This is a genomic window from gamma proteobacterium symbiont of Axiagastus rosmarus, assembly GCF_059730925.1.
The window spans coordinates 2,083,138-2,106,018 of the sequence record NZ_AP035925.1; the positions used below are offsets into that span (position 1 = coordinate 2,083,138).

18 protein-coding genes are annotated in these 22,881 nt (G+C 58.5%); 11 read left to right on the forward strand and 7 right to left on the reverse strand.

Annotated features, from left to right (window positions below; translation table 11 throughout):
* Positions 1-2: 2 nt before the first annotated feature.
* Entirely contained in the window at positions 3-1,367 is a 1,365-nt protein-coding gene (locus AC6I8F_RS09695; RefSeq protein ID WP_498027966.1) for an LLM class flavin-dependent oxidoreductase, read from the forward strand.
* Here the strand turns inward: AC6I8F_RS09695 and AC6I8F_RS09700 are convergent.
* From AC6I8F_RS09700 to AC6I8F_RS09715, 4 genes are all read right to left on the reverse strand, one after another.
* On the reverse strand, positions 1,364-2,629 hold the full coding sequence (locus AC6I8F_RS09700) for an SfnB family sulfur acquisition oxidoreductase (protein ID WP_166718968.1): 1,266 nt from the start codon (positions 2,627-2,629) through the stop codon (positions 1,364-1,366). The genes AC6I8F_RS09695 and AC6I8F_RS09700 overlap by 4 nt on opposite strands.
* 150 nt (positions 2,630-2,779) lie before the next feature.
* Positions 2,780-3,805 (reverse strand): NADPH-dependent curcumin/dihydrocurcumin reductase, encoded by a 1,026-nt coding sequence (gene curA, locus AC6I8F_RS09705; RefSeq protein WP_498027967.1) that lies wholly within the window; start codon positions 3,803-3,805, stop codon positions 2,780-2,782.
* An 83-nt stretch (positions 3,806-3,888) separates the two neighbouring features.
* The gene (locus AC6I8F_RS09710) at positions 3,889-4,239 is read right to left on the reverse strand and encodes a DUF3147 family protein (protein ID WP_394516156.1); all 351 of its coding nucleotides are present in this window, start codon (positions 4,237-4,239) and stop codon (positions 3,889-3,891) included.
* A 46-nt stretch (positions 4,240-4,285) separates the two neighbouring features.
* Positions 4,286-4,561, reverse strand: coding sequence for a metal/formaldehyde-sensitive transcriptional repressor (locus AC6I8F_RS09715; RefSeq protein ID WP_058769814.1), 276 nt, complete (start codon positions 4,559-4,561; stop codon positions 4,286-4,288).
* Positions 4,562-4,682: 121 nt separating this feature from the next.
* Between AC6I8F_RS09715 and AC6I8F_RS09720 the strand changes: the two genes are divergently transcribed.
* From AC6I8F_RS09720 to AC6I8F_RS09740, 5 genes are all read left to right on the forward strand, one after another.
* A complete protein-coding gene (locus tag AC6I8F_RS09720) occupies positions 4,683-4,865 on the forward strand; it encodes a DUF1289 domain-containing protein (protein ID WP_021506023.1) in 183 nt (60 codons plus the stop codon).
* A 267-nt stretch (positions 4,866-5,132) separates the two neighbouring features.
* Positions 5,133-6,203: an amidohydrolase family protein gene (locus AC6I8F_RS09725; protein WP_498027968.1), complete on the forward strand. Its 1,071-nt coding sequence runs from the start codon at positions 5,133-5,135 to the stop codon at positions 6,201-6,203.
* Entirely contained in the window at positions 6,178-7,452 is a 1,275-nt protein-coding gene (locus tag AC6I8F_RS09730) for an MFS transporter (RefSeq protein WP_498027969.1), read from the forward strand. Before AC6I8F_RS09725 ends, AC6I8F_RS09730 begins: the two co-directional genes overlap by 26 nt.
* A 321-nt stretch (positions 7,453-7,773) precedes the next feature.
* Positions 7,774-8,889, forward strand: a complete 1,116-nt coding sequence (locus AC6I8F_RS09735; protein WP_211726173.1) for a lactonase family protein — start codon at positions 7,774-7,776, stop codon at positions 8,887-8,889.
* Positions 8,890-9,211: 322 nt separating this feature from the next.
* The gene (locus AC6I8F_RS09740; protein WP_498027970.1) at positions 9,212-11,308 is read left to right on the forward strand and encodes an FUSC family protein; all 2,097 of its coding nucleotides are present in this window, start codon (positions 9,212-9,214) and stop codon (positions 11,306-11,308) included.
* On the opposite strand, the gene AC6I8F_RS09745 is transcribed toward AC6I8F_RS09740, so the two are convergent.
* Both AC6I8F_RS09745 and AC6I8F_RS09750 read right to left on the reverse strand, forming a co-directional pair.
* Positions 11,305-15,888, reverse strand: a complete 4,584-nt coding sequence (locus AC6I8F_RS09745; RefSeq protein WP_498027971.1) for an ATP-dependent helicase — start codon at positions 15,886-15,888, stop codon at positions 11,305-11,307. The genes AC6I8F_RS09740 and AC6I8F_RS09745 overlap by 4 nt on opposite strands.
* 127 nt (positions 15,889-16,015) lie before the next feature.
* Positions 16,016-17,443: a purine-cytosine permease family protein gene (locus AC6I8F_RS09750; protein ID WP_088515770.1), complete on the reverse strand. Its 1,428-nt coding sequence runs from the start codon at positions 17,441-17,443 to the stop codon at positions 16,016-16,018.
* Between the two features lie 275 nt (positions 17,444-17,718).
* Between AC6I8F_RS09750 and AC6I8F_RS09755 the strand changes: the two genes are divergently transcribed.
* The gene (locus AC6I8F_RS09755) at positions 17,719-18,249 is read left to right on the forward strand and encodes a GNAT family N-acetyltransferase (protein WP_058769804.1); all 531 of its coding nucleotides are present in this window, start codon (positions 17,719-17,721) and stop codon (positions 18,247-18,249) included.
* An 84-nt stretch (positions 18,250-18,333) separates the two neighbouring features.
* Here the strand turns inward: AC6I8F_RS09755 and AC6I8F_RS09760 are convergent, their stop codons facing one another.
* On the reverse strand, positions 18,334-19,113 hold the full coding sequence (locus AC6I8F_RS09760; RefSeq protein ID WP_058774676.1) for an alpha/beta hydrolase: 780 nt from the start codon (positions 19,111-19,113) through the stop codon (positions 18,334-18,336).
* A gap of 228 nt (positions 19,114-19,341) precedes the next feature.
* Here AC6I8F_RS09760 and AC6I8F_RS09765 point away from each other — a divergent pair, with 228 nt between their 5' ends.
* The 4 genes from AC6I8F_RS09765 to AC6I8F_RS09780 all read left to right on the forward strand — a co-directional run bounded on the left by AC6I8F_RS09765 (position 19,342) and on the right by AC6I8F_RS09780 (position 22,364).
* Positions 19,342-20,073 (forward strand): YoaK family protein, encoded by a 732-nt coding sequence (locus tag AC6I8F_RS09765; RefSeq protein ID WP_021506033.1) that lies wholly within the window; start codon positions 19,342-19,344, stop codon positions 20,071-20,073.
* Between the two features lie 146 nt (positions 20,074-20,219).
* Positions 20,220-20,774, forward strand: coding sequence for a type IV toxin-antitoxin system AbiEi family antitoxin (gene abiEi / locus AC6I8F_RS09770; RefSeq protein ID WP_021506034.1), 555 nt, complete (start codon positions 20,220-20,222; stop codon positions 20,772-20,774).
* Positions 20,749-21,666, forward strand: a complete 918-nt coding sequence (locus tag AC6I8F_RS09775) for a nucleotidyl transferase AbiEii/AbiGii toxin family protein (protein ID WP_058780563.1) — start codon at positions 20,749-20,751, stop codon at positions 21,664-21,666. Before abiEi ends, AC6I8F_RS09775 begins: the two co-directional genes overlap by 26 nt.
* Positions 21,667-21,848: 182 nt before the next feature.
* A complete protein-coding gene (locus AC6I8F_RS09780) occupies positions 21,849-22,364 on the forward strand; it encodes a phenolic acid decarboxylase (protein ID WP_058758650.1) in 516 nt (171 codons plus the stop codon).
* Positions 22,365-22,881 lie beyond the last annotated feature (517 nt).

The following is a 22,881-nucleotide window of genomic DNA, read 5'->3' on the forward strand; positions in this document are numbered from 1 at the left end:
GGATGCCTTCACCGTTTTTGCTGTTTGCGTTCATGATGAATGTCCCTGGTCATCTCTCTGCCGGATTGTGGCGACATCCCCAGGATCAGGCGCACCGCTATACCGAGCTGGATTACTGGACGACCCTCGCGCGGCAGCTTGATACCGCAGGTTTTGATGCGCTGTTCATTGCTGATGCGCTGGGACAACTGGATGTATGGCAGGGCAAGCCGGACGCGGCGTTGCGCCTGGCCGCTCAGATGCCGGTGAACGATCCGCTGCTGCTGGTCTCAGCCATGGCAGCCGTCACGCAGCACCTCGGTTTCGGTATTACGGTCTCTGCCACCTACGAACATCCTTATTTGCTGGCGCGCAAGTTCACGACGCTTGATCATCTCACCCGCGGGCGTATCGTCTGGAACGTGGTGACTTCCATGCTTGATTCCGGGGCGCGCAATCTGGGTTTGACCCGGCAGCTGCCGCATGATGAGCGTTACGATCGCGCACAGGAGTTTCTGGATGTGACCGCGAAGCTGTGGGAAGGCTCATGGGAGGAAGATGCGGTTAGCCGCGATAAAGCCAACAGCCTGTATAGCGATCCGCAAAAAGTGCAGGCTATTCAGCATTATGGTCGCTGGTATCAGGTGCCGGATGCACATCTCAGTGAGCCCAGCCCACAGCGCACCCCGGTGCTGTTTCAGGCTGGCGCTTCGGCACGCGGTGCGCAGTTTGCTGCCCGTAACGCAGAAGTCATTTTCCTCGGTGGCGTCACCGCGCAGGCGATTGCCAGCGATATTCAGCGCATTCGTCAGCTGGCCGTGGCAGAAGGGCGCGATCCGGCGTCGCTGCGTTTTGTCACAGCCATCACGGTGATCACGGCCGAGGATGATGATGCCGCCCGGGCCAAACTTGAGGATTATCAGCAATACATCAGTGAAGAGGCTGCGCTGGCGCTTTTCTCGGCGTGGACCGGTATCGACTGGTCGCAGGAGGATCCGGACATGCCGCTGGCCTTTCGCGAAACCGACGCCTGCCGTTCGGCGCTGGCCAGCCTGACGCGAATTGACGATCAAAAACGCTGGACGCTGCGTGAGGCAGCCCGCTACATCGGTATCGGTGGTCTGCATCCGTTGCTGGTGGGCGGCGGCGAAACCATTGCCGATCGGCTGGATCAGTTTGCGGCAGAATCGGGCGTGGACGGCTTTAATCTGGGCTGGGCTATCAGCCCGGGCAGCTTCAACGATTTCATTGCCTGGGTCATGCCGGTACTGCGCCAGCGCGGGCGGGTGCGTCCTCAGCCAGCACAGCCGTTAACCTTGCGTGAACGTCTGACGGGTCAGCCGCGCCTGGCAGCTGACCATCCGGCAACGCGCTTCCGCCGCCCTTAGCTCCACGCATGGCGCGGCGGCGGCGTGCCGTTGAGATAATAATTACCCACGTGGTAATACTTCCAGCGCACCGGATCGTGCAGCGTATGGGTGCGCGCGTTGCGCCAGTGGCGGTCCAGATTAAACTCCTGCAGCGTGGCGCGGGTGCCAGCCAGCTCAAACAGTTTGTTACCGGCAAGCAGAGCGATCTCCGTCGTCAGCACTTTGGCCTCGGCGGTGGCCACGGTCGCGCGTGCCACGCTGGTTTCATCGGGCTGCGCCAGCGCGGCGTCAATCGCTGCTCCGGCCTGCCACAGCAGCGCTTCGGCAGCGTGCAGGCGGATTTTCAAATCACCGACTGCCGCCAGCGTGAAGTGGTCATCGGCAGCGCGCGCCTGGCCACTGTCAATCCACGGCCGCGAGCGTTCGCGAACAAATTGCAGGGTGTCTTCAATGGTGCCGCGCGCAATACCGACATCCACCGCCGCCTGAATGATCTGTGAAATCGGCCCGGCAGCGGTTGGCCGCTCAAACGCCTGCCAGGTTGGAATAACGCGCGACAGCGGGGCGCGGACATTCTCCAGCAGTACGGTACCGGAAGCCGTCGTGCGCTGACCAAAGGCCGACCAGTTATTAATGACGCTGATGCCCGGCGTGTCGCGATCGAGCACAATCAGATGCGCCCGGTCCTGCTCGTCCAGCGCCACGGCATGGATTCGATGCGCCAGCAGCGCGCCAGTGGCATAAAATTTTTCCCCGTTAATCACCACCTCATCACCGTCACGCCGAAAGCGCGTCTGAAAATCGGCGACCGTGCGGCCATGCTTCTCCGAAAAGGCGTTACCCCAGCGCAGCCCGGCCAGTACCTCGCTCAGCAGTACCTGTTTTTGTGCTTCGCTACCGTCTTCCAGCAGATGGGCCACACCGGCCAGATGGTTTTGCGGCAGCTGACCGAGCGCCGGATCGGCAGCTGAAATGATGGCGATCACCCTGGCCACGGTGGTCCACGACACGCCCGCTCCGCCCCAGGCTTTGGGGATGGCCATTGCCCACAGGCCGCTTTGCGAGAACGCATCCAGCTCTTTGAGGGGCAGAATGCCCTCACGATCGCGCAGTGCCGCCTCGCGCGCGAAGCTGGCCGCCAGCTGATGGGCTACGGCGATAGCTTCCGCATCGTCGCGAATGATATGCGCGGCGCCAGCCGGTAATGGCACCGGTGCTTCCGCCTGTTGCGTATTGACTTTACGCGGCAGCGCCGCGGAGTCGGCTAAGGTCAGCGACATAATGACTTCTCCGGTAGAAGAGGATAGAGGAGGGCATCATCGCATGCGCACGCGGAGGGCTTATATCTCAATAGCGGTTAAGCAAAGCGCAAAAAAGCCTTAGTGCTCGCACACTAAGGCCGGATTTACAGTCGGGGAGAGAACCGCTGGCTACGCCACTTTCACCACGGTTTTGCCGAAGTTTTTGCCTTTCAGCATGTCAATAAACGCCTGCGGCGCATGCTCCAGCCCTTCTACCCTGTGTTCGCGGTACAACACTTTTTGTTGCTCGACCAGCGGCGTCATCGCCTGCAGGAATTCCGGATAGCGATCGCCATAATCCTGGAAGATAATGAAGCCCTGCATACGGATGCGGCGTTTCAGAATCCCGCCCATGATCAGCGGCGTGCGATCGGGGCCGGGTGGCAGTTCGCGACTGCTGTAGCCCGACACCAGGCCACACACCGGCACGCGCGCGGCGGTGTTGAGCAGCGGGAAGACGGCATCGAATACTTTGCCGCCGACGTTTTCAAAATAGATGTCGATACCGTCCGGGCAGGCGGCCGCCAGCTGTTCTGCAAAATCGTCACGATGATGATCGATACAGGCGGAAAAACCGAGGGTGTCAATCGCGTAGCGGCACTTCTCCTCACCGCCGGCCACGCCGACGACGCGGCAGCCATTCAGCTTACCGAGCTGACCGACCGTGGCACCCACCGGTCCGGTGGCGGCGGCGACAACCAGCGTTTCACCGGCTTTGGGCTGACCGATATCCATCAGGCCCATGTAGGCGGTAAAGCCCGGCATACCCAGAATGCCGAGCGCCCAGGATGGATGGGGCAGATGACCGATTTTAGTCACGCCAGTGCCATCGGACAGGGCATAGCTCTGCCAGCCGCTGGCCGCCAGTACCCAGTCGCCGGCGCTGAAGTCCGGATGCTGCGATTCCGCCACCTGGCATACGGTGCCGCCGACCATCGGCTGGTCGAGTTGCGCCGGCGGCGCGTAGGATTTGCTGTCATCCATGCGGCCACGCATATACGGGTCGAGCGACAGATAGTGGGTGCGCAGCAGCATCTGTCCCGCCTGCACCTGCGGCAGCGGTTGTTCGACAAAGCGGAAGTTCTCTTTCACCGGCTCGCCGTCCGGGCGTGACGCCAGCAGCCAGGCGTGATTGAGTGAAGCGTGTTGAGTCATAGCATTTCCTTGTTTCTGCGCGGGTAAAACAGTAAGTGTAGCCAATGACCGGGCAGGGAATGGATGATTGATGCGGCTTGCGCCTACATCAGAATGATACCAAACCGCTTCAGCACTACCGCCCAGAGGGCGAACAGCACCACGGTAATCACGCAGGAGAGCAGTAGCGTGAGCCAGAAGCCGACGCGCTGGTAAAAAAACGGAAACAGGATAAACATCGGCAGTGTCGGCACCACATACCAGAACGTATACCATGCGTGAGCGGCAATTTTTTCCTGCGTTTGTCCTTCTATTTTCATCCAGATAAGCACCAGCAAGGTGACCAGCGGTAAAGCGGCGAGCAGGCCGCCCAGACGATCGCTGCGTTTCGCGGCTTCTGAGATCAGTACCACCATAAAGGCGGTTAACGCGTATTTTGAGATTAGCCAGAGCATCGTTATTCCCGATAATTATCATTAAGCCGGCTGCGTGCCTGAGGTTCTATTTCAGGTAAGAACGAATGACCGCCACGATCTCTTCCAGATCCTCACTTCGCGCCTGCGGCGTAGCCTCTGCGTTCATCAAATGTTCGCGTATATGGCCTTCGAGCAATTCGCTCATCAGGCCATTAATAGCGCCGCGCACTGCCGCGACCTGCTGCAGTACCTTGAGGCACTCTTCACCCGATTCGACGGCGGTTTCCAGCGACGCCGCCTGACCTTTTATACGTCGAATGCGGGTGAGCAAGCTTTTCTGATTTCTCAGGGTATGGGCCATTACTGCCTCCGGTTGATCATGTTCTATACTGGGGTATAGTATATAACTCACTTTACGGCGCTTTCGGGCCGCCTGCAACTGATTACCCCGACATTGACATCCAAATCCCAGGAGGCTGGATATGGCCGCAAAATCGCCGTGCATCGATCTCTGTGTGTTTGATACGAAAACCGGCTGGTGCGAAGGATGCGGACGCACCCGTGGGGAAACCCAAAGCTGGCGCAAGCTTTCGCCTTACCATCGCAAAGCGACAGAGCGGGCGCTTCCGGCGCGCCTGAAAGCGCTTAAAACCCGAGAGGCGTAGTCTTGTTCGTCAGGTCGAGGCGACGCACATTGAGGGTGACGCTGCTGCTAAAGATTGAAACCTGGCGATGTAGCAGGACATTTGTGATTAACATCTTACTTACATCATTAACATCCCCTTTTTGCTGGCTATCGGTTATGCGGTGAATCTATAGTCAATTTACTATGTAAAACTATGTTTTATCTGGTGCAACTCATGGCTTAGCCGATGAGGCATGCCAGCAGCGTTTCAGACCTGATTTAAATCAGGCAGTTAAGAGGGGATACTATGGAGATCGTTAACGCACCGCATCTGCCAGTCAGAGAGCACTGGCTGGCACTGCATCGTGAACCCGCTTTGATGCCCGACCTGCCGATGGTCGATGCGCATCATCACTTATGGGACCGCCAGTCAGGGCGTTATCTGGCGCCTGAATTCAGCCACGATATCGAAACATCCGGCCACCGGATACTCTCTACCGTCTACATTCAGTGCCGTTCAATGCTGCGCCGCAACGGACCGGAGGCCTTCAAACCCGTCGGTGAGGTGGAGTTTGCCAGCGGCGTCGCGGCAATGTTTGACAGCGGCCATTACGGCGCGGCGGCAGGCTGTGAAGCGATTGTCGGCGGTGCCAGCCTGCTGACTGGCGATGACCTGCTGCCGGTGATTGAAACCATGACGGAACGTTCAGGGGGACGATTACGCGGGATGCGTAATCCGCTGGCCTGGCACGATGACCCGCGCGTGGTATCCAGTCCCGCGACGCCGCCCGCCGGTCTGGCGGCCAGTGCCGCATTCCGGCGCGGTGCCGCATGTCTGGCCCGCAAAGGACTGTCGCTGGATGTCTGGGTTTATCACACCCAACTCGATGAAATCGCTGAGCTGGCACGAGCGCTACCCGAACTGCACATTATTGTGGACCATTGCGGCGGGCCGATCGGTAGCGGGCCGTATGCCGACAAACGGGATGCCACCTTCCAGGAATGGAAAAAGGCAATCATCGCGCTGGCGGCGTTGCCAAACGTGAGCATCAAAATCAGCGGTTTCGGCATGACCGTCATGGGCTACTCCTTCGCCCAGCACGCCACGCCACCGGACTCCCTGACGCTCTCGCAGGCCTGGCGGCCGCAGTTTGAAACCCTGGTTGACGCGTTTGGCGTCGGGCGCTGTATGTTCGCCAGCGACTTCCCTGTCGACAAAGGGATGTTCAGCTACGGCGTATTCTGGAATGCCTGTAAAAGGCTGGCTGAGCACGCTTCGCCGACCGAAAGAGAACAGCTGTTCTGGCGCACCGCGGCTGCACGCTATCGCTTATCCTCCCTGGAGAATATGGATGAATATCAAATCAAGACTGCATGAAGCGCCTCCCCTGGCGCAGGATGCGTCCGCTGCAGCGATCTCGTATACATCGGCAGAAAAAAGGACGCTGGCGCTGGGCGGGTTAGGGTGGACGTTTGAAAGCTATGACTCGTTTTTGCTCTCGCTGTTATTACCGGTACTGGGCGTGGTATTTGATGTCAGCAAAACGGAACTTGGCGTGTTTATCAGCACCACGGCAGGCGGGCAGATTATTGGTGGCATTCTGTTTGGGCTGGTTGCCGATAAGATCGGACGCGTCAGAACGGCCTTTATCTGTATCGCGATCTATTCACTTTTCTCCGGACTGCTGGCGTTCTCCCACAATCCTCAGGCGTTTGCTGCGCTGCGATTCTGCGGTGCGCTGGGTATGGGCGGCATGTGGACGTCAGGAGCGGCACTGATCGCCGAAACATGGCGTCCGGAACGTCGTGCACGCGGTGGCGCGCTGATGCAAATGGGGTTACCGGTGGGGGCGATTCTGGCGATTGGCCTGACGGCGCTGGTGACGGCCCTGACCGGCGGGCTGGAAAACGGCGGCTGGCGCTACCTTTTCATGATTGGCGCACTGCCGGTGTTTATCATGATGGTCATTGCTTATATCACGCCTGAATCACCTGTCTGGCTGGCGCGCCAGCAGGAACGCGCTCACCGCCAGAGCAAAACGGCAGTTACCGGCAAAATCAACCTCAAAGGATTGCTGCTGGCATTTACCTTTATCTTTTTCATTCAGTACCTGTTCTGGGGCGTATTCACCTGGACGCCAACCTATCTTCGTGAAGTTAAGCATCTTGATTTTCTTCATAGCCTGAAATTTGTGCTGGCCCTGCAAACCGGTGCCATTGCAGGCTTCCTGGTGTTCTCACTGCTGGCCGATAAGTGGGGGCGCAGGCCGATGTTTCTGCTCTACCTGTTTATCGGTGCGGTGGCGGTCGGCATGTATCTGGCGACCACTCAGCCGCTGATTCTGATGGTCGCGATCTTTATGGCAGGGTTTGGCGTAAACGGTATTTTTGCCGGCTCCGGTCCTTTTCTCGCCGAGATCATTGGCGACACGCAGTCACGCGGCTTTTTAATGGGGCTGGCGTATAACGGCGGGCGCCTGGGCGGCTTTATCGCGCCGCTACTGATTGGCTTTGTGGCCAGCGTTGGAGGATTCACCGCCGGGCTGGCTACCACGGTGATCGCCTTTCTTGCCGCGATGGTCGTGGTCTGGTTAGCGCCAGAAACCAAAGGCGTGAAGTTGCAGTAAGCTTTGCGCCTGTCGCGCAATCGGTACGCTAAATCCGGTGACACGGCTGAATACCTGACGCGCTGTCAGGTATTCAGCCAGTTGTGTGGTATACCCACCGTAGCCAGAATCATCACCGCAAAATCCTGCACCACATCGCGGCCACGCCAGGTGAGCCCGCGCACAAACCCGGACAAAACATCAGGTTCGCCGGCGCGCTAATTGCCTGATTAGCCTGGCTTGCTGGAGAAGTGCCCAGGTGAGGTCGGGCAAACTCACATAACAGGCGCATGCTTTACTGCGTATAACCGGGTCTGATTACCCCTCATCAAGGAGAACACCATGATAAACAGCCTGCGCACCGTTACGCTGCTGGCGGCAATGACGGTGAGCGCGCCACTGCTGGCGCAGACCTTTGTTTACGTATCCGCCGCCGACGACGGCACCATCGCGCGCTATACGCTGGACGCACGCAGCGGCGCTTTGCAGCTGCTTGGCCACACTGAGGCCGGGGGCAAAGTGATGCCGATGGCGCTGAGTGCGGATCACAAAACGCTGTATGCGGCGATTCGCAGTAAACCGCTGCAGCTGGCGAGCTGGCAGATTGACTCGCAGAGCGGCGAGCTGAACAACCGGCACACCGTGCCGGCTGCGGCCAGTTACCCCTACATCAGCACTGACCGTCAGGGACGCTTTCTGCTGGGGGCCTCTTATGATGGCGACGTGGTGCAGGTTTACCGCCTGACAGCCAGCGGCACCATCGCTACGCCGCCGGTCGGCAGCTATAAAACCGGTCATGCGGCGCATTCAGTGATTGTCGATGCCAGCGGTCGTCACGCTTATGTGGGTAATCTTGGCACCGATCGCGTGCTGCAGCTCAGGCTGGGCGCAGACGGTACGTTGAGCGCCCTCGGCAAGGGGGAGGTAGCAACCGCCGCCGATAACGGTCCGCGCCACTCAGTGTTATCGCCGGATAATCGCTATCTGTACAACATTGGTGAAATGGGCGGCATCATTACCCAGTTCCGGCGCGAAGCCAGCGGCGAGCTGGTGAAAGTGGCGGAAACGCCCAACGCGGTGGCGGCGCAGTATCATCTGCAACATGGCCGTGAACGGCCGCCGGGTTACAGCGACAGCACGCCGCGCATCTGGTCAGCGGATACCCAACTGACGCCGGACGGGCGTTTTCTGTATGTCAGCGAGCGCACCAGCAGTACCGTGAGCGGTTATCGTGTTAATCAGCAGGATGGCAAACTGACGCTGATCGGCAGCTGGCCGGTGGAGAAACAGCCGCGCGGCATGGCGATCAGCCCCGATAGCCGCTGGCTGGTGGTGAGCGGTGAGAAGAGTGCGGTTATTGGCAGCTACGCGATTGAGGCGCGCAGCGGAGTGTTGCAGCGGGTCGGCGAGGCGCCAGCCGGCCGGGATGCGAACTGGGTGACCATCGTCAGCTATTAAAATGATCGGGCGCAGGAAACTGCGCCTTATTGCGCGAAATTATTTTATGGATAGCATCGCCTGGCAGTAAAGTGTGATCTGCGACACATTTCTGCCGCTGAAGGCAGATTGCTGCTTTCTGCGGCAGTGACAGCGCAGATATCCCGCCGGCGACCCGCCGATCGCTGCGTTCGATTAGTTTCTTTAAAGCATTCTGTGCCTGCTGTCAGGCGCGTATGAACACCGTTTTCGATTACGAAACAATTTGTCGTAGTTATCGGGATGAGCGCCCGCCAGATTCTGGCAGGATACGCCGCACTTAGCGCCTTCTGGTCTCCGTGACATGCAGTGGTTTTCGAAAAACGCCGTTTTTTTTGCTGTAAAAACCTGTCTGGCCGGCTTTCTGGCATTGTATCTGGCTCTTGAACTGAATGTTGATCGTCCCGCCTGGGCGCTGACCACGGTGTTTGTGGCATCGCAGCTTTATTCGGCCTCCACCATCTCCAAATCGCTGTTCCGCCTGCTTGGCACGCTGCTCGGTGGCGTCTTCATCTTTTTTATCTTTCCGCTCACCGTGGCGCATCCGCTGCTGTTCAGCCTGTGTATCTCACTGTGGGTGAGCCTGTGTCTCTATCTGTCGCTGCACGACCGCACACCGAAAAGCTATGTTTTTATGCTGGCGGGCTACAGCGCCGCGATTATGGGTTTCCCGGAAGTGACGACGCCGCTCGGTATCACCAGCACCGTGCTGTCGCGCATTGAGGAAATTACTTTAGGCATTGTGTGTAGCAGCCTGGTGCACGCGCTGTTGTTTCCGGTCTCGATGCGCAGTCTGCTGGAGCAGAGCGTCAGCCAGTGGTATCTCAACGGGCGCAAGCTGTGCCGCGATTTACTCTCTGGTATTTCCGCTGACCGATCGCCAGAACGCGACGAAATCCTGACCCGCATGGCCACTAATCCGCAGCAGGTCGAGATCCTGATTACCCATTGCGTGTACGAGGGCGACGCGGCCCGGCGTCTGATTCGCCTGGTCAGCACGCAGTATCAGCATCTTTCATACTTAATCCCCACGCTGACGGCGATTGAGATGCGGTTGCAGCGGCTGGCGGCGCGCCAGATTGCCTTTCCTGCCTGGGTTGAGCAGACCCTGCAGCAGTTCCTGCTGTGGCTGAATGACGGCGAAGCGGTGGGCGATGTCATTGGCATTCAGCTGGAACTGAGCCTTTGTCAGGATCGGCTGAATGCGGCGTGGCGCAACGGCGAGCTGTCTACCGAACACTGCCTGCTGTTTACCGGCCTGCTGGAGCGGCTGGTGGATTTTGTGCGTATCGCCGGGGCTTACCAGAGCGTGGGCGGGCTGGTCAGCGATCTGTCAGGCGACACCACGCTGGCGCGCGGCAAACGCACGCATCGCTTTTTCGACAAAGGGCTGATTCGGCTGTCGGCGCTGACGGCATTTTGCGCCACCTTTGGTTCCTGCCTGCTGTGGATGGCGACCGGCTGGCGCGACGGGGCATCAGCGCCAGTGATGGCCGCGATTCTCAGCTCCTTCTTCGCCAGCCTCGATACGCCGCTGACCTCAATGAAGCTGTTTATTCGTGGGGTGATCGTGGCGATTTTTAACAGCGTGATTTATGTCGCGCTGCTGCTGCCGCAGGCAACCTCGTTCGAGGCGCTGATCCTCTGTCTGGCTCCGGGTTTGCTGCTGCTCGGGCTGATGATTGCGCGACCGGCCAGCAACATGATCGGTCTGAGCGTGGCGATTCAGATCCCCGGCTTTATCGGGCTCGGACATCATCTGAAACCCGATCTGGTGCTGCTGGTGAATAACGCGATTGCTTCAATGGCCGGCGTGCTGTTTGCGGTGATCCTGACCGCGCTGATGCGCAACAAGCGGCCATCGTGGACCGCGCGCCGTGCCGTGCGTCACGGCCTGCGTGAACTGCTGCGCTTTATCAAGGAGATTGAGCGCAACGGCTCATCGCTGCTGGGACGCCAGCGTTTTATTGGCCTGATGCTGGATAAGGTCAACGTGGTGCTGCCACGCCTGCACCTTGATCCGCAGTCCGATATGGCGCCGGCAGGAATGCTGCTGACCGAGGTGTGGCTGGGGGTTAATAGCTTTGACTACTACGCGCGCCATCAGGCGCTGCTGAGCCGTTATCAGCTGGACAGCGGGCAGATGTTTCACGAGCTGGGACTGTTTCTTAAGCGCAGGCTGAAGTCGCTGCAGACGCCGCCGCATGAGGATTTGCAGGAGGAGCTCGATGTGCTGCTGATGCAGCTGGAACAGCTGGCGCAGCGTGACGAGGCGCTGCTGCTGCCGCTGTTTCATCTGTTCAGCATCCGGTTATACCTGTTTCCGCAACTTAGCTGGCCGGTGGCCACGCCGCGTCAGGCCGAACGCCTGCAGCAGCATCGTTACCGCCTGCAGGCTTAGCCATACCAGCTGTAACCTTTCGGCACGCGGGAAAAGCCGATGGCTTTCAGGGCCGGTAGCAGTGATGACTGGCTGGCCGGCTGATCGTCCACCCGTTCGAGAATGAAGCTGTGGGTCTTCTCCCGGCGTAAGGCATGGCCCAGCGCCACGATCGCGGCCTGGCGTTGCTCCTCACTCATGTCGCCAAAAGTTAACAGCTCTTTACCACCCGGCGGCAGCCACAGCATAACGCGCCCATTGCCAATCACCACCAGTGCGCCGCTGCGGCGGGTAGGCCGCACGCCACCGACGCTGAGCGGCCACGCCAGCTGCACGCCAAAGGGATTGGCGGGATCCAGCACTGCCAGCGCCACCGGCGGATGCGTGGCCTGCGCACTGCCGAGCTGGCGCAGCCGGTCGATAGCCGGATTTTCAGCAAACTGCGCGCCGCCCATGCCGGCAACAAAGCGCCCGCGCAGCAGCCGTCCGGCATCCTCCATGCCGCGCAACAGCGGCTGCAACGCCGGAAAGCCGCCGGGAATCTGCTCTGCCACGGCGGCACCGCGCGTGATCACGCCAAAGCGGTCGAGCATATTTTCAGTCAGCGCCAGGGCGCGTTCGGTGTCGGTCAGCGGCTGCCGCACAATCAGCGACCAGCGTCCGGCCATGCTGTTGAGCGAGGGCTGCGCAGCAGCACTGCGGCTGGCCGCGAAACTGGCCCGACTGTGGCGACTGCGCGCAGGACGGGCCGGGCGTGGACGCGGCGTGTGGCTGGTGGTGCTGAGCTGGCGCAGCGCGGCCCAGGTATCCATGGTCAGATAGCCGCGCCATACCAGCTCCCACATCGCGGCAAAGACTTCGCCGGGATCGACAGATTGTTCAGGCTGCGCCATCACGCGCGGCAGCAGCTCGCGGGCGAACCAGCCGCCGCCGTCCTGTAACTGCGCCACAATTGTCTGCTGCAAGGGTGACAACGTCACATTGTTACCCTCATCAGGCACCGGTAACGTTTCGCTGGCAAACTCACTCAGGTGCAGGGAGACCAGTCCGTCCTGCGTGCCAGGTGCCCGCTGGCCACTCCAGATGACTTCACCGGAAGAGAGCAGCTCATCCAGCATCGCAGGCTGATAGTCACGCACCCGCGCCGGCAAAATCTGGCTTTCCCACAGCGAAACCGGCAGCGCCACGCCAGCCAGTTGTTCAATCACCCGCGCCACGCCGTTGATACCGGCAAAGGCGCCCTGTGCCGCGGATGCTGCGACGTCGCTCAGTAATCCCTGACGCTCGAGCAGAAAAGCCACGTACGCCGGCGCTTCGACCGGTCGGGTGGCCTCGCGCGCCGCCTGCAGCGAGCGCACGCGCAGACGACGGAACACGCTTTCCGCTACCCACTGCGTTGACGCATCGACTGCAGGCGAGAGGAAATCGCTTTTCAGTACGCGTTGCTGCTGACGCAGCTCCTCCAGCGTATCGTCGACCACGGCGCGGCCCAGACCAAAGCGGGCGGCGATTTTCAGACTGGTGGCGACAGCGTGGGTGCGCAGATAGCGATTAAGTAAGTCATGCAGCGGACGGGCCACCGGCGCGAGCAGCCCGCCGGGCAGATCAGCTGGCAGCGCCGTGCCCAGAGCGTCGCGCAGCCGCACGCCATCTTCGGCGACAGCCCAGCGCGTCTCTGCCGCAATCGTAACCTGAATGATGCGCTGCGCCTGTTGCAGCGCGGTTAGCAGCGGCATCAGCGCCGCCTCGCCGTTGTAGCGCGCCGTGATTTCCGGCACAGTGAGCGGCCCCAGCTCGCGCAGCAGATCAACCACGGCTTCCTGAGTGCTGGCCTGATAATCGGGGACGGTGCGCTGAAGCTCCTGCTCAATGCGTGCCACCACCTCGGGCGCCAGTAGCTCGTGCATCTCAACCTGGCCCAGCAGATCGCTCAGCAGCGTGCTGTCGAGCGCCAGCATTGAGGCGCGCCGCTCCGCCTGCGGCGCATCGCTGGCATACATGAATTCGGCGACATAGCCAAACAGCAGCGGTGCAGCAAACGGCGAGGGCGTATCGGTGGTGACTTCAGTCAGCTTAACCTCGCCCTGTTGTATCCGCGCCATCAGCTGATGCAGCGCCGGCAGGTCATACACGTCCTGCAGACATTCCCGCGCGGTTTCGATCAAAATCGGGAAATCGTCGAACTGCCGCGCCACTTCCAGCAGTTGCCCGGCACGCAGCCGCTGCTGCCACAGCGGAGAACGTTTACCGGGGTTGCGGCGCGGCAGCAGCAGGGCGCGCGCGGCGCATTCGCGGAAGCGGGCGGCAAAAAGCGCAGAATGTCCCACCGCAGCCGTCACCTGTCGCTGGAGTTCGTCCGGCGCAAACAAAAACAGTTCAGCGCCTGGCACCCGGCCTTCGCTGTCAGGGAAGCGCGCGACAATCCCATCATCGCTGGCGACCACGGCCGGATCGAGGCCCATTTGGCGGCCAATCCGCTCAGCGATGGCCAGCGCCCATGGCGCATGCACACGCTGACCATAAGGGGAATGCAAAATCACGCGCCAGTCGCCGGTTTCATCGCGACAACGCTCAATCAGCAAATTGCGATCGTCAGGCACCAGGCCTGTGGCGGCAATCTGTTCGTCGATGAGCGCACGAATGTTGTGTCGGGCATTGGCGTCAAGGTTGTCGCTGCCGGGCAACACCCCGCTGGCGGCATGTCGCAAATAGCGGCCAATGGCTTCGCCGAGTGTCGCCGAACGCCCGAGACTGTCGCCGTGCCAGAAGGGCAGGCGCGCCGAGCGACCGGGTGCCGGCACCACTACCACCTGATCGTGCGTAATTTGCTGGATGCGCCACGAGGTGGCGCCAAGCGTGATGATGTCGTTAATTCGCGACTCATACACCATCTCCTCATCCAGTTCGCCGACCCGGCGCGCACCGGACTGTTCTTCGCCCTCCGGCAGCATCACACTGAACATCCCGCGGTCCGGAATGGTGCCACCGCTGGTGACGGCCAGATGCTGCGCGCCCGGGCGACCGCTTAAGGTTTGCTGTTGTCGATCCCAGATGATGCGCGGGCGCAGGTTAGCAAACTCGTCCGAAGGGTAGCGGCCAGACAGCATATCCAGCACCGCATCGAAGGCGTTACGTGGTAACGTTTTAAACGGATCGGCACGGCGTACCTGTTGATACCACGCCTCGACGGACAGGGTGTCCATGGCCGCCGCCGCCACCGTATGCTGGGCGAGAATATCGAGCGGATTGTGTGGCAAAGCGATAGCATCCAGTTCACCTGCCAGCATTGCGTCCACCGTCACGGCCGCATCAACCAGATCGCGGCGCGTGCGCGGCCAGATAATGCCTTTCGGCGTACCGCCGACCTGGTGACCGGCCCGGCCAATACGCTGCAGCGCGCTGGCCACCGAAGGCGGTGCCCCGACCTGAATCACCAGATCGATATCGCCCATGTCGATTCCCAGTTCAAGACTGGATGTCGCCACCACGCAGCGCAGTTCGCCGGCTTTCAGGGCGTTCTCAATCTCCAGCCGCTGCTCTTTCGACACCGAGCCATGATGCGAACGGGCAATATACGCTTCAGCAGGCGTGGCGCGTTTTTCGGTTCCACCGCTAAAAGAGCCATAGGCGAGGGCTGGCTCTGCTACGCCCTGTTCCGGCGCGGCGCGTCGCGCATACAGTTCATTGAGCCGTGCGGTGAGTTTTTCCGCCAGCCCACGCGAATTGGTAAACACCAAAGTCGCGCGATGGCGCAATACCTCATCCAGAATGCCGGCTTCAATATGTGGCCAGATGGAACCGGCGGCGAGGCTGCTCTCCTGCGCGGCGCGCGCATCGGGACGCTGCTGGATGTCCGTCATGTCCTCTACCGGCACAGTAATTGTCAGCTGCAGCGGCCGCTGCGCCGGCGGGTTGACGATGCGCGCAATACCCGCGCCACCGAGGAAAGCCGCCACCGCTTCTGGCGGTCGCACGGTGGCCGACAGGCCAATGCGCTGAGCAGGCTGCGCCAGCAATACATCGAGCCGTTCCAGGCTGAGCGCCAGATGGGCGCCGCGTTTACTTCCCGCCACCGCATGAACTTCGTCAATAATCACGGTCGAGATGCCACGCAGCGTTTCGCGGGCTTTTGACGTCAGCAGCAGGAAAAGCGATTCCGGGGTAGTAATCAGGATGTCCGGCGGCCGGCGCTGCAGCTTTGCCCGTTCGGCGCTGAGCGTGTCGCCGGAGCGCATGCCGACCTCCAGCGTGATTTCCGCCTCACCCAATTCCGCGCGCTCAGCGGCAACGCCCGCCAGCGGTAGCGCCAGGTTACGCTGCACGTCAGCCGCAAGCGCTTTAACCGGTGAAATATACAGAATGCGCGTCTTGTGACTGCGCGCTACGGGTTCGTCACGGCTGCGCTCGCGATACAGCGCGTCGATCGCATGCAGAAATGCCGCCAGCGTTTTGCCGGAGCCGGTTGGGGCAATCACCAGGCAGTGTTGTCCGCTGGCGATGGCGCGCCAGGCTTCCTGTTGTACGGGAGTCGCCGCCGGGAAAGTGCGGCGAAACCACTGTTGCGTGGCCGGGGTGAACAGTGAAAGCGCTGAGGCTGGCATCCATGACTCCTGCATTCTCGAAAGGGCGATCAGCAGTGTAGCGTGCCGCAGCGTTTACGGCATTATCAGGATATTGCCGATGAGGGCGGCGCGAAAACACGCGCCGCAGCATTAGTATGTGACAACGTCACTGAGGATAAACCGAGTCGGCCAGTTTCCCGCGTCGATCAAAGCGACGTGCGGCCAGCCACAGCAGCGCGGTAACAAACCAGCCGATGATCCATGACACATCGTTGCCGGCAAAAATCCACGTCAGGGAACCATGATGCAGCGGGTTATCAATGAACGGCAGCTGTACCAGCACCCCGAGGAAGTAAATGATAATGCCGGCCCAGTTCCAGCGACCGTAGCGGCCATCCGGTTGAGACAGCGCGGGCACATCGACTTTCCCTTTGGTAATCAGATAAAAATCGGTCAGGCTGATGGCGCTCCACGGCACAAAAAAGGCCAGCAGGAACAGCAGGAAGTGGGTAAATGATTTGAGAAACGCCGGTTCGCTGAGCAGCGCAATGATGCATGAGATCGTGACCATCAACACCACAAACAGGATGCGTCCGCCACGGCTAATCGCGGTTTGCTGGCGAAAACCGGAGACAATGGTGGTCAGCGACATAAAGCTGCCGTAGGCATTGAGCGTGGTGAAGGTGATTTTGCCAAAGCAGATGGCGAAGTAGATAACCATCGCCATAGTGGCGCTGCTGCCCAGCCCGACGATGTAGCCCACTTCATTACCGGAGAACGCTTTACCCGCAATCGCTGCCACAATGACGCCCAGCGTCATGGATGCCTGCGTGCCCAGCACGGTGCCAAAAAACACCGAACTGAACAGCTTTTTCGCGGAGACATCCACCGGCAGATAGCGCGAGTAGTCCGACACATAAGGGCAAAACGCAATCTGCCATGACGAGGAGAGCGATACCGCCAGCAGAAAACTGGCAACGCTGAAGTGCTGATTTTGCCAGACGGCCGCTAAATCGTGGCTGGAGAGTAGGGTGATGAACAGGTAAACAAACGCCAGCACGCCGATGACGCTGGCCACTTTGCCGAGTTTATGAATCACCCGATAGCCGAGCACCGCAATCACAATGATGATGGCGCTGAAGATGATCATGCCGGCTGCATTGCTGACGTTGACCAGCTTCGCCAGCGCCTGGCCGGCCAGTACCGTGCCGCTGGCCGAGAAGCCTACATACATAATGCACACCAGCACCAGCGGGATCACCGCGCCAAACACGCCAAACTGCATACGGCTGGTGATCATCTGCGGCAGGCCAAGCCGCGGGCCCTGAATCGCGTGCAGCGACATGATGGCCGCGCCGACGATCTGTCCCACCAGTAAACCGACAATCGACCACACCACATCGCCGCCCAGTACCACCGCCAGCGCACCGGTAACAATGGCGGTAATCTGCAAATTGCCACCAAACCACAATGTGAACTGGCTAAACGGATGCCCGTGACGCTCGCTGAGCGGGATGTAATCAATGGAACGTGTTTCTGACAGGCGCTGTTTCTCTGCACCTGAATAATCTGCGGCAGGTATCTGAGCGGACATAGTTTCCTCGCTGGAACGGCTAAAGGTGGTTAGTCATTGATTTTTCTTGTTAGTCGGTGGTAAATGTCACGAAACATACATGTATATACATGTAGCGATATTGTCACGAGGTTGATGAGGTTACAAGCTGACCGGTCATTGGAAATTGTGATGACGCTGGCAATGTTGTCCGTTAATGTCAGGAGCCTGGCCGGTAACGGACGCGCACAAAGGCGATGATGCGCTAACTACATAGCCACTACTGGTGGCGAACAGGACAACCCGGGGAGAGAGTTATGCAGGCAGTGATTGAAACAGAACGCTTACGACTGGAACCTTTTGCGCTAAGCCACCTCGCCGGCTTGCGCGCGATGGATGATGACCCGGAAATCATGCGTTATATCAATGAGGGACAGGTGAAGAGCGAGGACGAGACGCTGGCGACCATTGAGCGCGTGCAGCAACGCTGGCAGCGCTATGGTTTTTCCTGGTGGGCGCTGCGCGAGAAGAGCAGCGATGACATCGTCGGAGCGGCTTGTCTGCAGCATCTGGCCCATCAGGAACAGGCGCCGCTGGAAATTGGCTGGCGACTGTTGCGCAGCAGTCAGGGGAAAGGATATGCCACCGAAGCCGCCACGGCGATTGTGCAGTTTGCTACCGGGCAGATTGGCGTGGATTATCTGGTGGCGGTGGCACATCCGGAAAACCTTGCATCCCATCGGGTGATGCAGCGGCTGGGTATGCGCTATCGCGGTATCGAGCAGCATTACGACCAGCCCTGTGTGGTTTATGAACTGGATATGAAGAGTGCCCCAGCGCATTCATGAGGCAGGGCGCGCACCTCTGGTAGCGGCGCGTTTATCACGCAATAAATTGCGCCGCTATCAAACATGCACCCGGTAAGGGTGCGCTCAATACCCTGGTACGTGCGCGGCTTTCATGATCAGATTTGCCACCGCCTGCGGCTGGGAAATCAGCGACACATGGCTGGCCTTGAGTTCGATGGTCTGCGCATGCATGCGTTTCGCCATAAAGCGCTGCAGATCCGGATTGATAGTGTGATCCTCCGTAGACACCGCATACCAGCTCGGTTTGCTATGCCAGGCCGCCACGCTGGTTTTCGCCTGGGTAATGGCTTTACCCATCGGCTGCTGAACGGCGTAATAAGCCCGCGCTTCGCTTTCTGGCAGATCGCCGGCAAAGTCGTGGATAAACGCCTGTTCACTGAGCGCGCCAAAACCGTCGTCACGCCACTTCAGGCCAGCGGCAACCGGTGCTGCAGGGAACTTTTTGGTGAGCGCCGGATAATCTTCACCGGCCTCCGGCGCGCGCGCCGCGATGTACACCAGCCCCTTCACTTCAGGTTCATCGCCCGCCTGGCTGATAACCATGCCGCCATAAGAGTGCGCAACCAGAATCACCGGTCCGTTCTGCTGTGCCAGCGCGCGTTTCACCGCCGCCACGTCATCATTCAGCGACGTCGTTGGGTTTTGTACCGCGGTGACGTGCAGACCTTTCGCCTGCAACAGTGGGATGACTTTGCCCCAGCTGGAGCCATCAGCGTACAGGCCATGGACCAGCACAATATTTTTTACTTCCTGCGGCGCGGCAGCGCTGTCGGCGTGCGCCAGTCCGGCACTCAGGGCAGAGATTACTAGCGCCGTCAGCGCCGTGATTTTGCGTAATGTCATGATCGGTCCTCATAATTAATCGGGGTTCATGCACCACTGTAAGCGCCGGGGACCAACATTCCGCTGACGTGGAAATGACAAAAAAATGACAGCGACACAATGTGGCAGCGGAGGATTTAAAAGTAATAAAAGCAGAGGATTAGCCGTGAGTCGGAGCATAGCCGCTATGCTTGATAAGGATGAGACCCGACCAACCCGAGAATCTCTCAAAGGAGTGCTGAATAGATTATGCTGTTGCGCAAGAAGAAAATCCGCTCTCACAGCGAAGACCGCCTGCTGGCGTTAACGCTGGCCACCACGGCCGGTATCCTCAACGCCATGGCGTTTGGCGCATTTGGTTTTTTCCCTTCCCATATGACCGGCAACACCTCGCAAATTTCGGCAGAGGTAAATGGTTCTGACCTGCACGATCTGCTGTTTCTGGCCGTGCTGATTTTTGCTTTTGTCTGCGGTGCCATGCTGGCGCGTTTGACGGTAGCTTACGGCCTGAAGCGGAATCTGCGCACCATTTACTGTCTGGTGCTGCTGGCCGAGGGTATTTTCCTGCTGCTGACCTCCCTGGTAGAAATCCTGTGGTATTCCGAACGAAACAACGGCGAAATTCTGGTTACGCTGAGTTTGCTGATGGGCATCCATAACTCAACCTCGACTCAGCTTTCCTCCGGTCGCGTTCGCTCCACGCACGTGACCGGCACACTGACCGACGCCGGCATCGCGCTGGGATCCTGGCTGCGCGCATCCTTCAGTCAAAGCGAGGCCGCCGATCGCGATGGCCACCGAACCGTGCTTTTTACTCATTTGGTCACTATCTTCTCGTTTCTTTCCGGCTGCGTTGTCGGTTATCTGCTGTTCAGGCACCTTGGATTTGAAGCGATGGCGGGGTTAGGCATTGTGCTGGCGCTGATCGCCGTCGGTGGCATCGCCAGAACCCTGCATTTAACCGGCATGCGATTTTGGTAACACCGACCGAAAGTTATCCGATTTGAAGCCGATGGAGTAAGTGCACATGAACACTACTTATTGCTGGTATTCATGTGCACTTGAAAGTGCAGGGCAAATCATGTACACATGAATACTCTATAAATGTGGTTTTCCCGTAGACTTATATGAACAAAATGACGGCAATCGAGCGGCTTAACGCGTTTGACAGGCAGGGGCGCTATGTCTTTGCTGTTCGTGATTTAGCCAAAGTCTTTTATGACGACAGTGACAAGGCTTTCAACGCTGGCCTGAACCGTCTGGTGAAGGACGGCATCCTGCAGCGCGCCAGCCGTGGCGTCTATGTTTACGCCTATGCGAGAAGTAAAGACGCTTACACGCTGGAAAGAATCGTACAGACGTTGCGCAGAGGAGAATACAGCTACCTGAGCCTGGAATCGGCGTTATCGGCTTACGGGGTAATTTCACAAATCCCGATGGGGCGTCTTACCGTTATGACCACGGGCCGTTCTGAAGAACACATTACGCCTTATGGCGTGATCGAATTCACGCATACCAAACGATCGCCTGAACAAATTTTGCAGGACACCATTTTGGGCGAGTCACCTTTGCGCCTGGCAACTAAAAAAGCCGCACTGCGCGATTTACGTCGGGTGGGGCGTAATACGCATCTGATTGATGAGGCGGAAACAAACGATGAATCAGAAAGTCAGTTTCACTGAACTGGTCGCTAAGGCCATGGCTTCAGCGCAACTCGAGGGTATGCGTAACGTAGTGGAAAAAGAGCTTTTACACTACGACATCCTTTACTGTCTGGATAAAGCGGGTCTGCTGCAAAATCTGACGTTTCAGGGCGGTACCTCTTTGCGGCTATGTTATGACGGCAATCGGTTTAGCGAGGACCTGGATTTCGCCGGCGGCATCAACTTTTCCGGTGCAGATTTAAAAAACATGAAGGTCTGTATCGAAGACTATCTCGGCACGCGTTACGGTTTAGAAGTTACGGTCAAAGAGCCGGCAGAACTTCGCCGCCAGCCCGGCTATGAAGAGATCAGGGTCGATAAATGGCAGGTCTCCGTGACGACGGCACCCGAAAAGCGCGATATGCCTAAGCAACGCATCAAAGTCGAAGTTGCTAATATTCCCGCTTACAGTCGCAAACCGTTGCCGCTGAGCCGCAATTATCCGGTGTTGCCGGATGGCTACAGCGATACGCTGGTGATGTGTGAAAGTCTCGACGAGATCATGAGTGATAAGCTTATTTCTCTGGTTGCGACCACCAAATATCTTCGTTACCGCGATGTCTGGGATTTACCGTGGCTGATGCAGCAAGGCGCTGCGTATGATGTGGGCTGGATTCGGCAAAAAATCGAGGATTACCGGATTCCTGACTATGAAAAGTTATTAAAACAGCGACTGGCTGGTATCGAAAACATCGTCAAAGACGGACGTTTTTACAACGAAATGCGCCGTTTTATACCCCAGCAGGTATTTGCCAGAACGCTGGGGCGTGCAGAATTTACCGATTACATCGCCGAACGTTTGACCTCGCTGTTGCAAAGATTGCAGCGAGATTTAGCAGGAAAACGGCCAGACGACGCCTTCAGAATGTAACAGCGACGCTGGCCCGGCGTACAGAGGAGATAAAAGAGCAGGGGACGGGCGCTGTCAAGCCGGCAGCACGCTCAGGAAGCGGATTTTTTTTGTTAATTTGCCGTCTGGTTTTCTCACAGGCGCTATAACTTACTATTCCTGCTTCAACAAACTGCTGATGAGGTAAAACAATGGATAACACCATGATAACGGATGAATTTTCCAAAGATTTGTCTGCGTTTGTCGGGACGCATTTCGTTTATACCTATGATAATGGCTGGAAATATGAGTGGTACGCGCGCAACGCGACGACCTGTGATTATCGTATCCATCAGGGATTGGTTGGTGGCCGTTGGGTGACCAATCAAAGCATGAATGCGGTGCAGTTCGCACCGGGCATTTATAAAGTCGACTGGCACGAGCCGACCGGCACCTGCGTCAGTCTGCTGTTTGATATCAACCGTAAGGTGATTCACGGCACCATCTTTTTCCCGCAGTGGATTGCAGGCGAAGGACAGCATCCGGAAAAAACCATCTGCTATCAGAATGAATTTATCGAAGATATGCATCGTTTCCGTGATGAAGGGCCAGCGTATCCGTACGTAGTGATTCCTGAGTTTGCCAAAGTGACCTACATGAAGAATGAAGGTCCGGATAATGATGCCGTAATCAACATGCCGCCGGGACAAATGCCGGAAGATTATTTTAAAGATAAATGAGGCTGGCAATCCGCTGACGGCGCCGGGTTCGGTCGCCATGAATGGCGCCCCTGCGATTGTGCAGTGCGGAGTAGCATTGCAGGGTGCGCATTGATGCGCACCTGGATGACATCGCGATATTCAGCAAACAGACCGATCGCGCTACATGAAATCTGACAAAAGCGCTGAGGGATAACCGGGAAGTTTTCGCGTAGCGTTGTCATGCTGGATGAGCTGATGAGCTAAAGACATGGAAAGCCACCGGGCGAAGCTAACCGGGTATTCAGTTGTAGGGTGCGCATTGATGCGCACCAGGATATCGCCATGGTGTCGCGTGATTCGTTGTCATTGTGGATGAGCGAAAGAGATAGCTGAAGCTAACCGGGCAGTCTGTTGTAGGGTGCGCATTGATGCGCACCAGGATAACGCCGTGGTGTCCATCAAACAGACCGGTGGGATAGGTGGAATGAGTTGTAGGCCTGGTAAGAGGCGTGAAGGGCGAAACTGAAGGATTGAGATACGTGATCAGACATCTTAT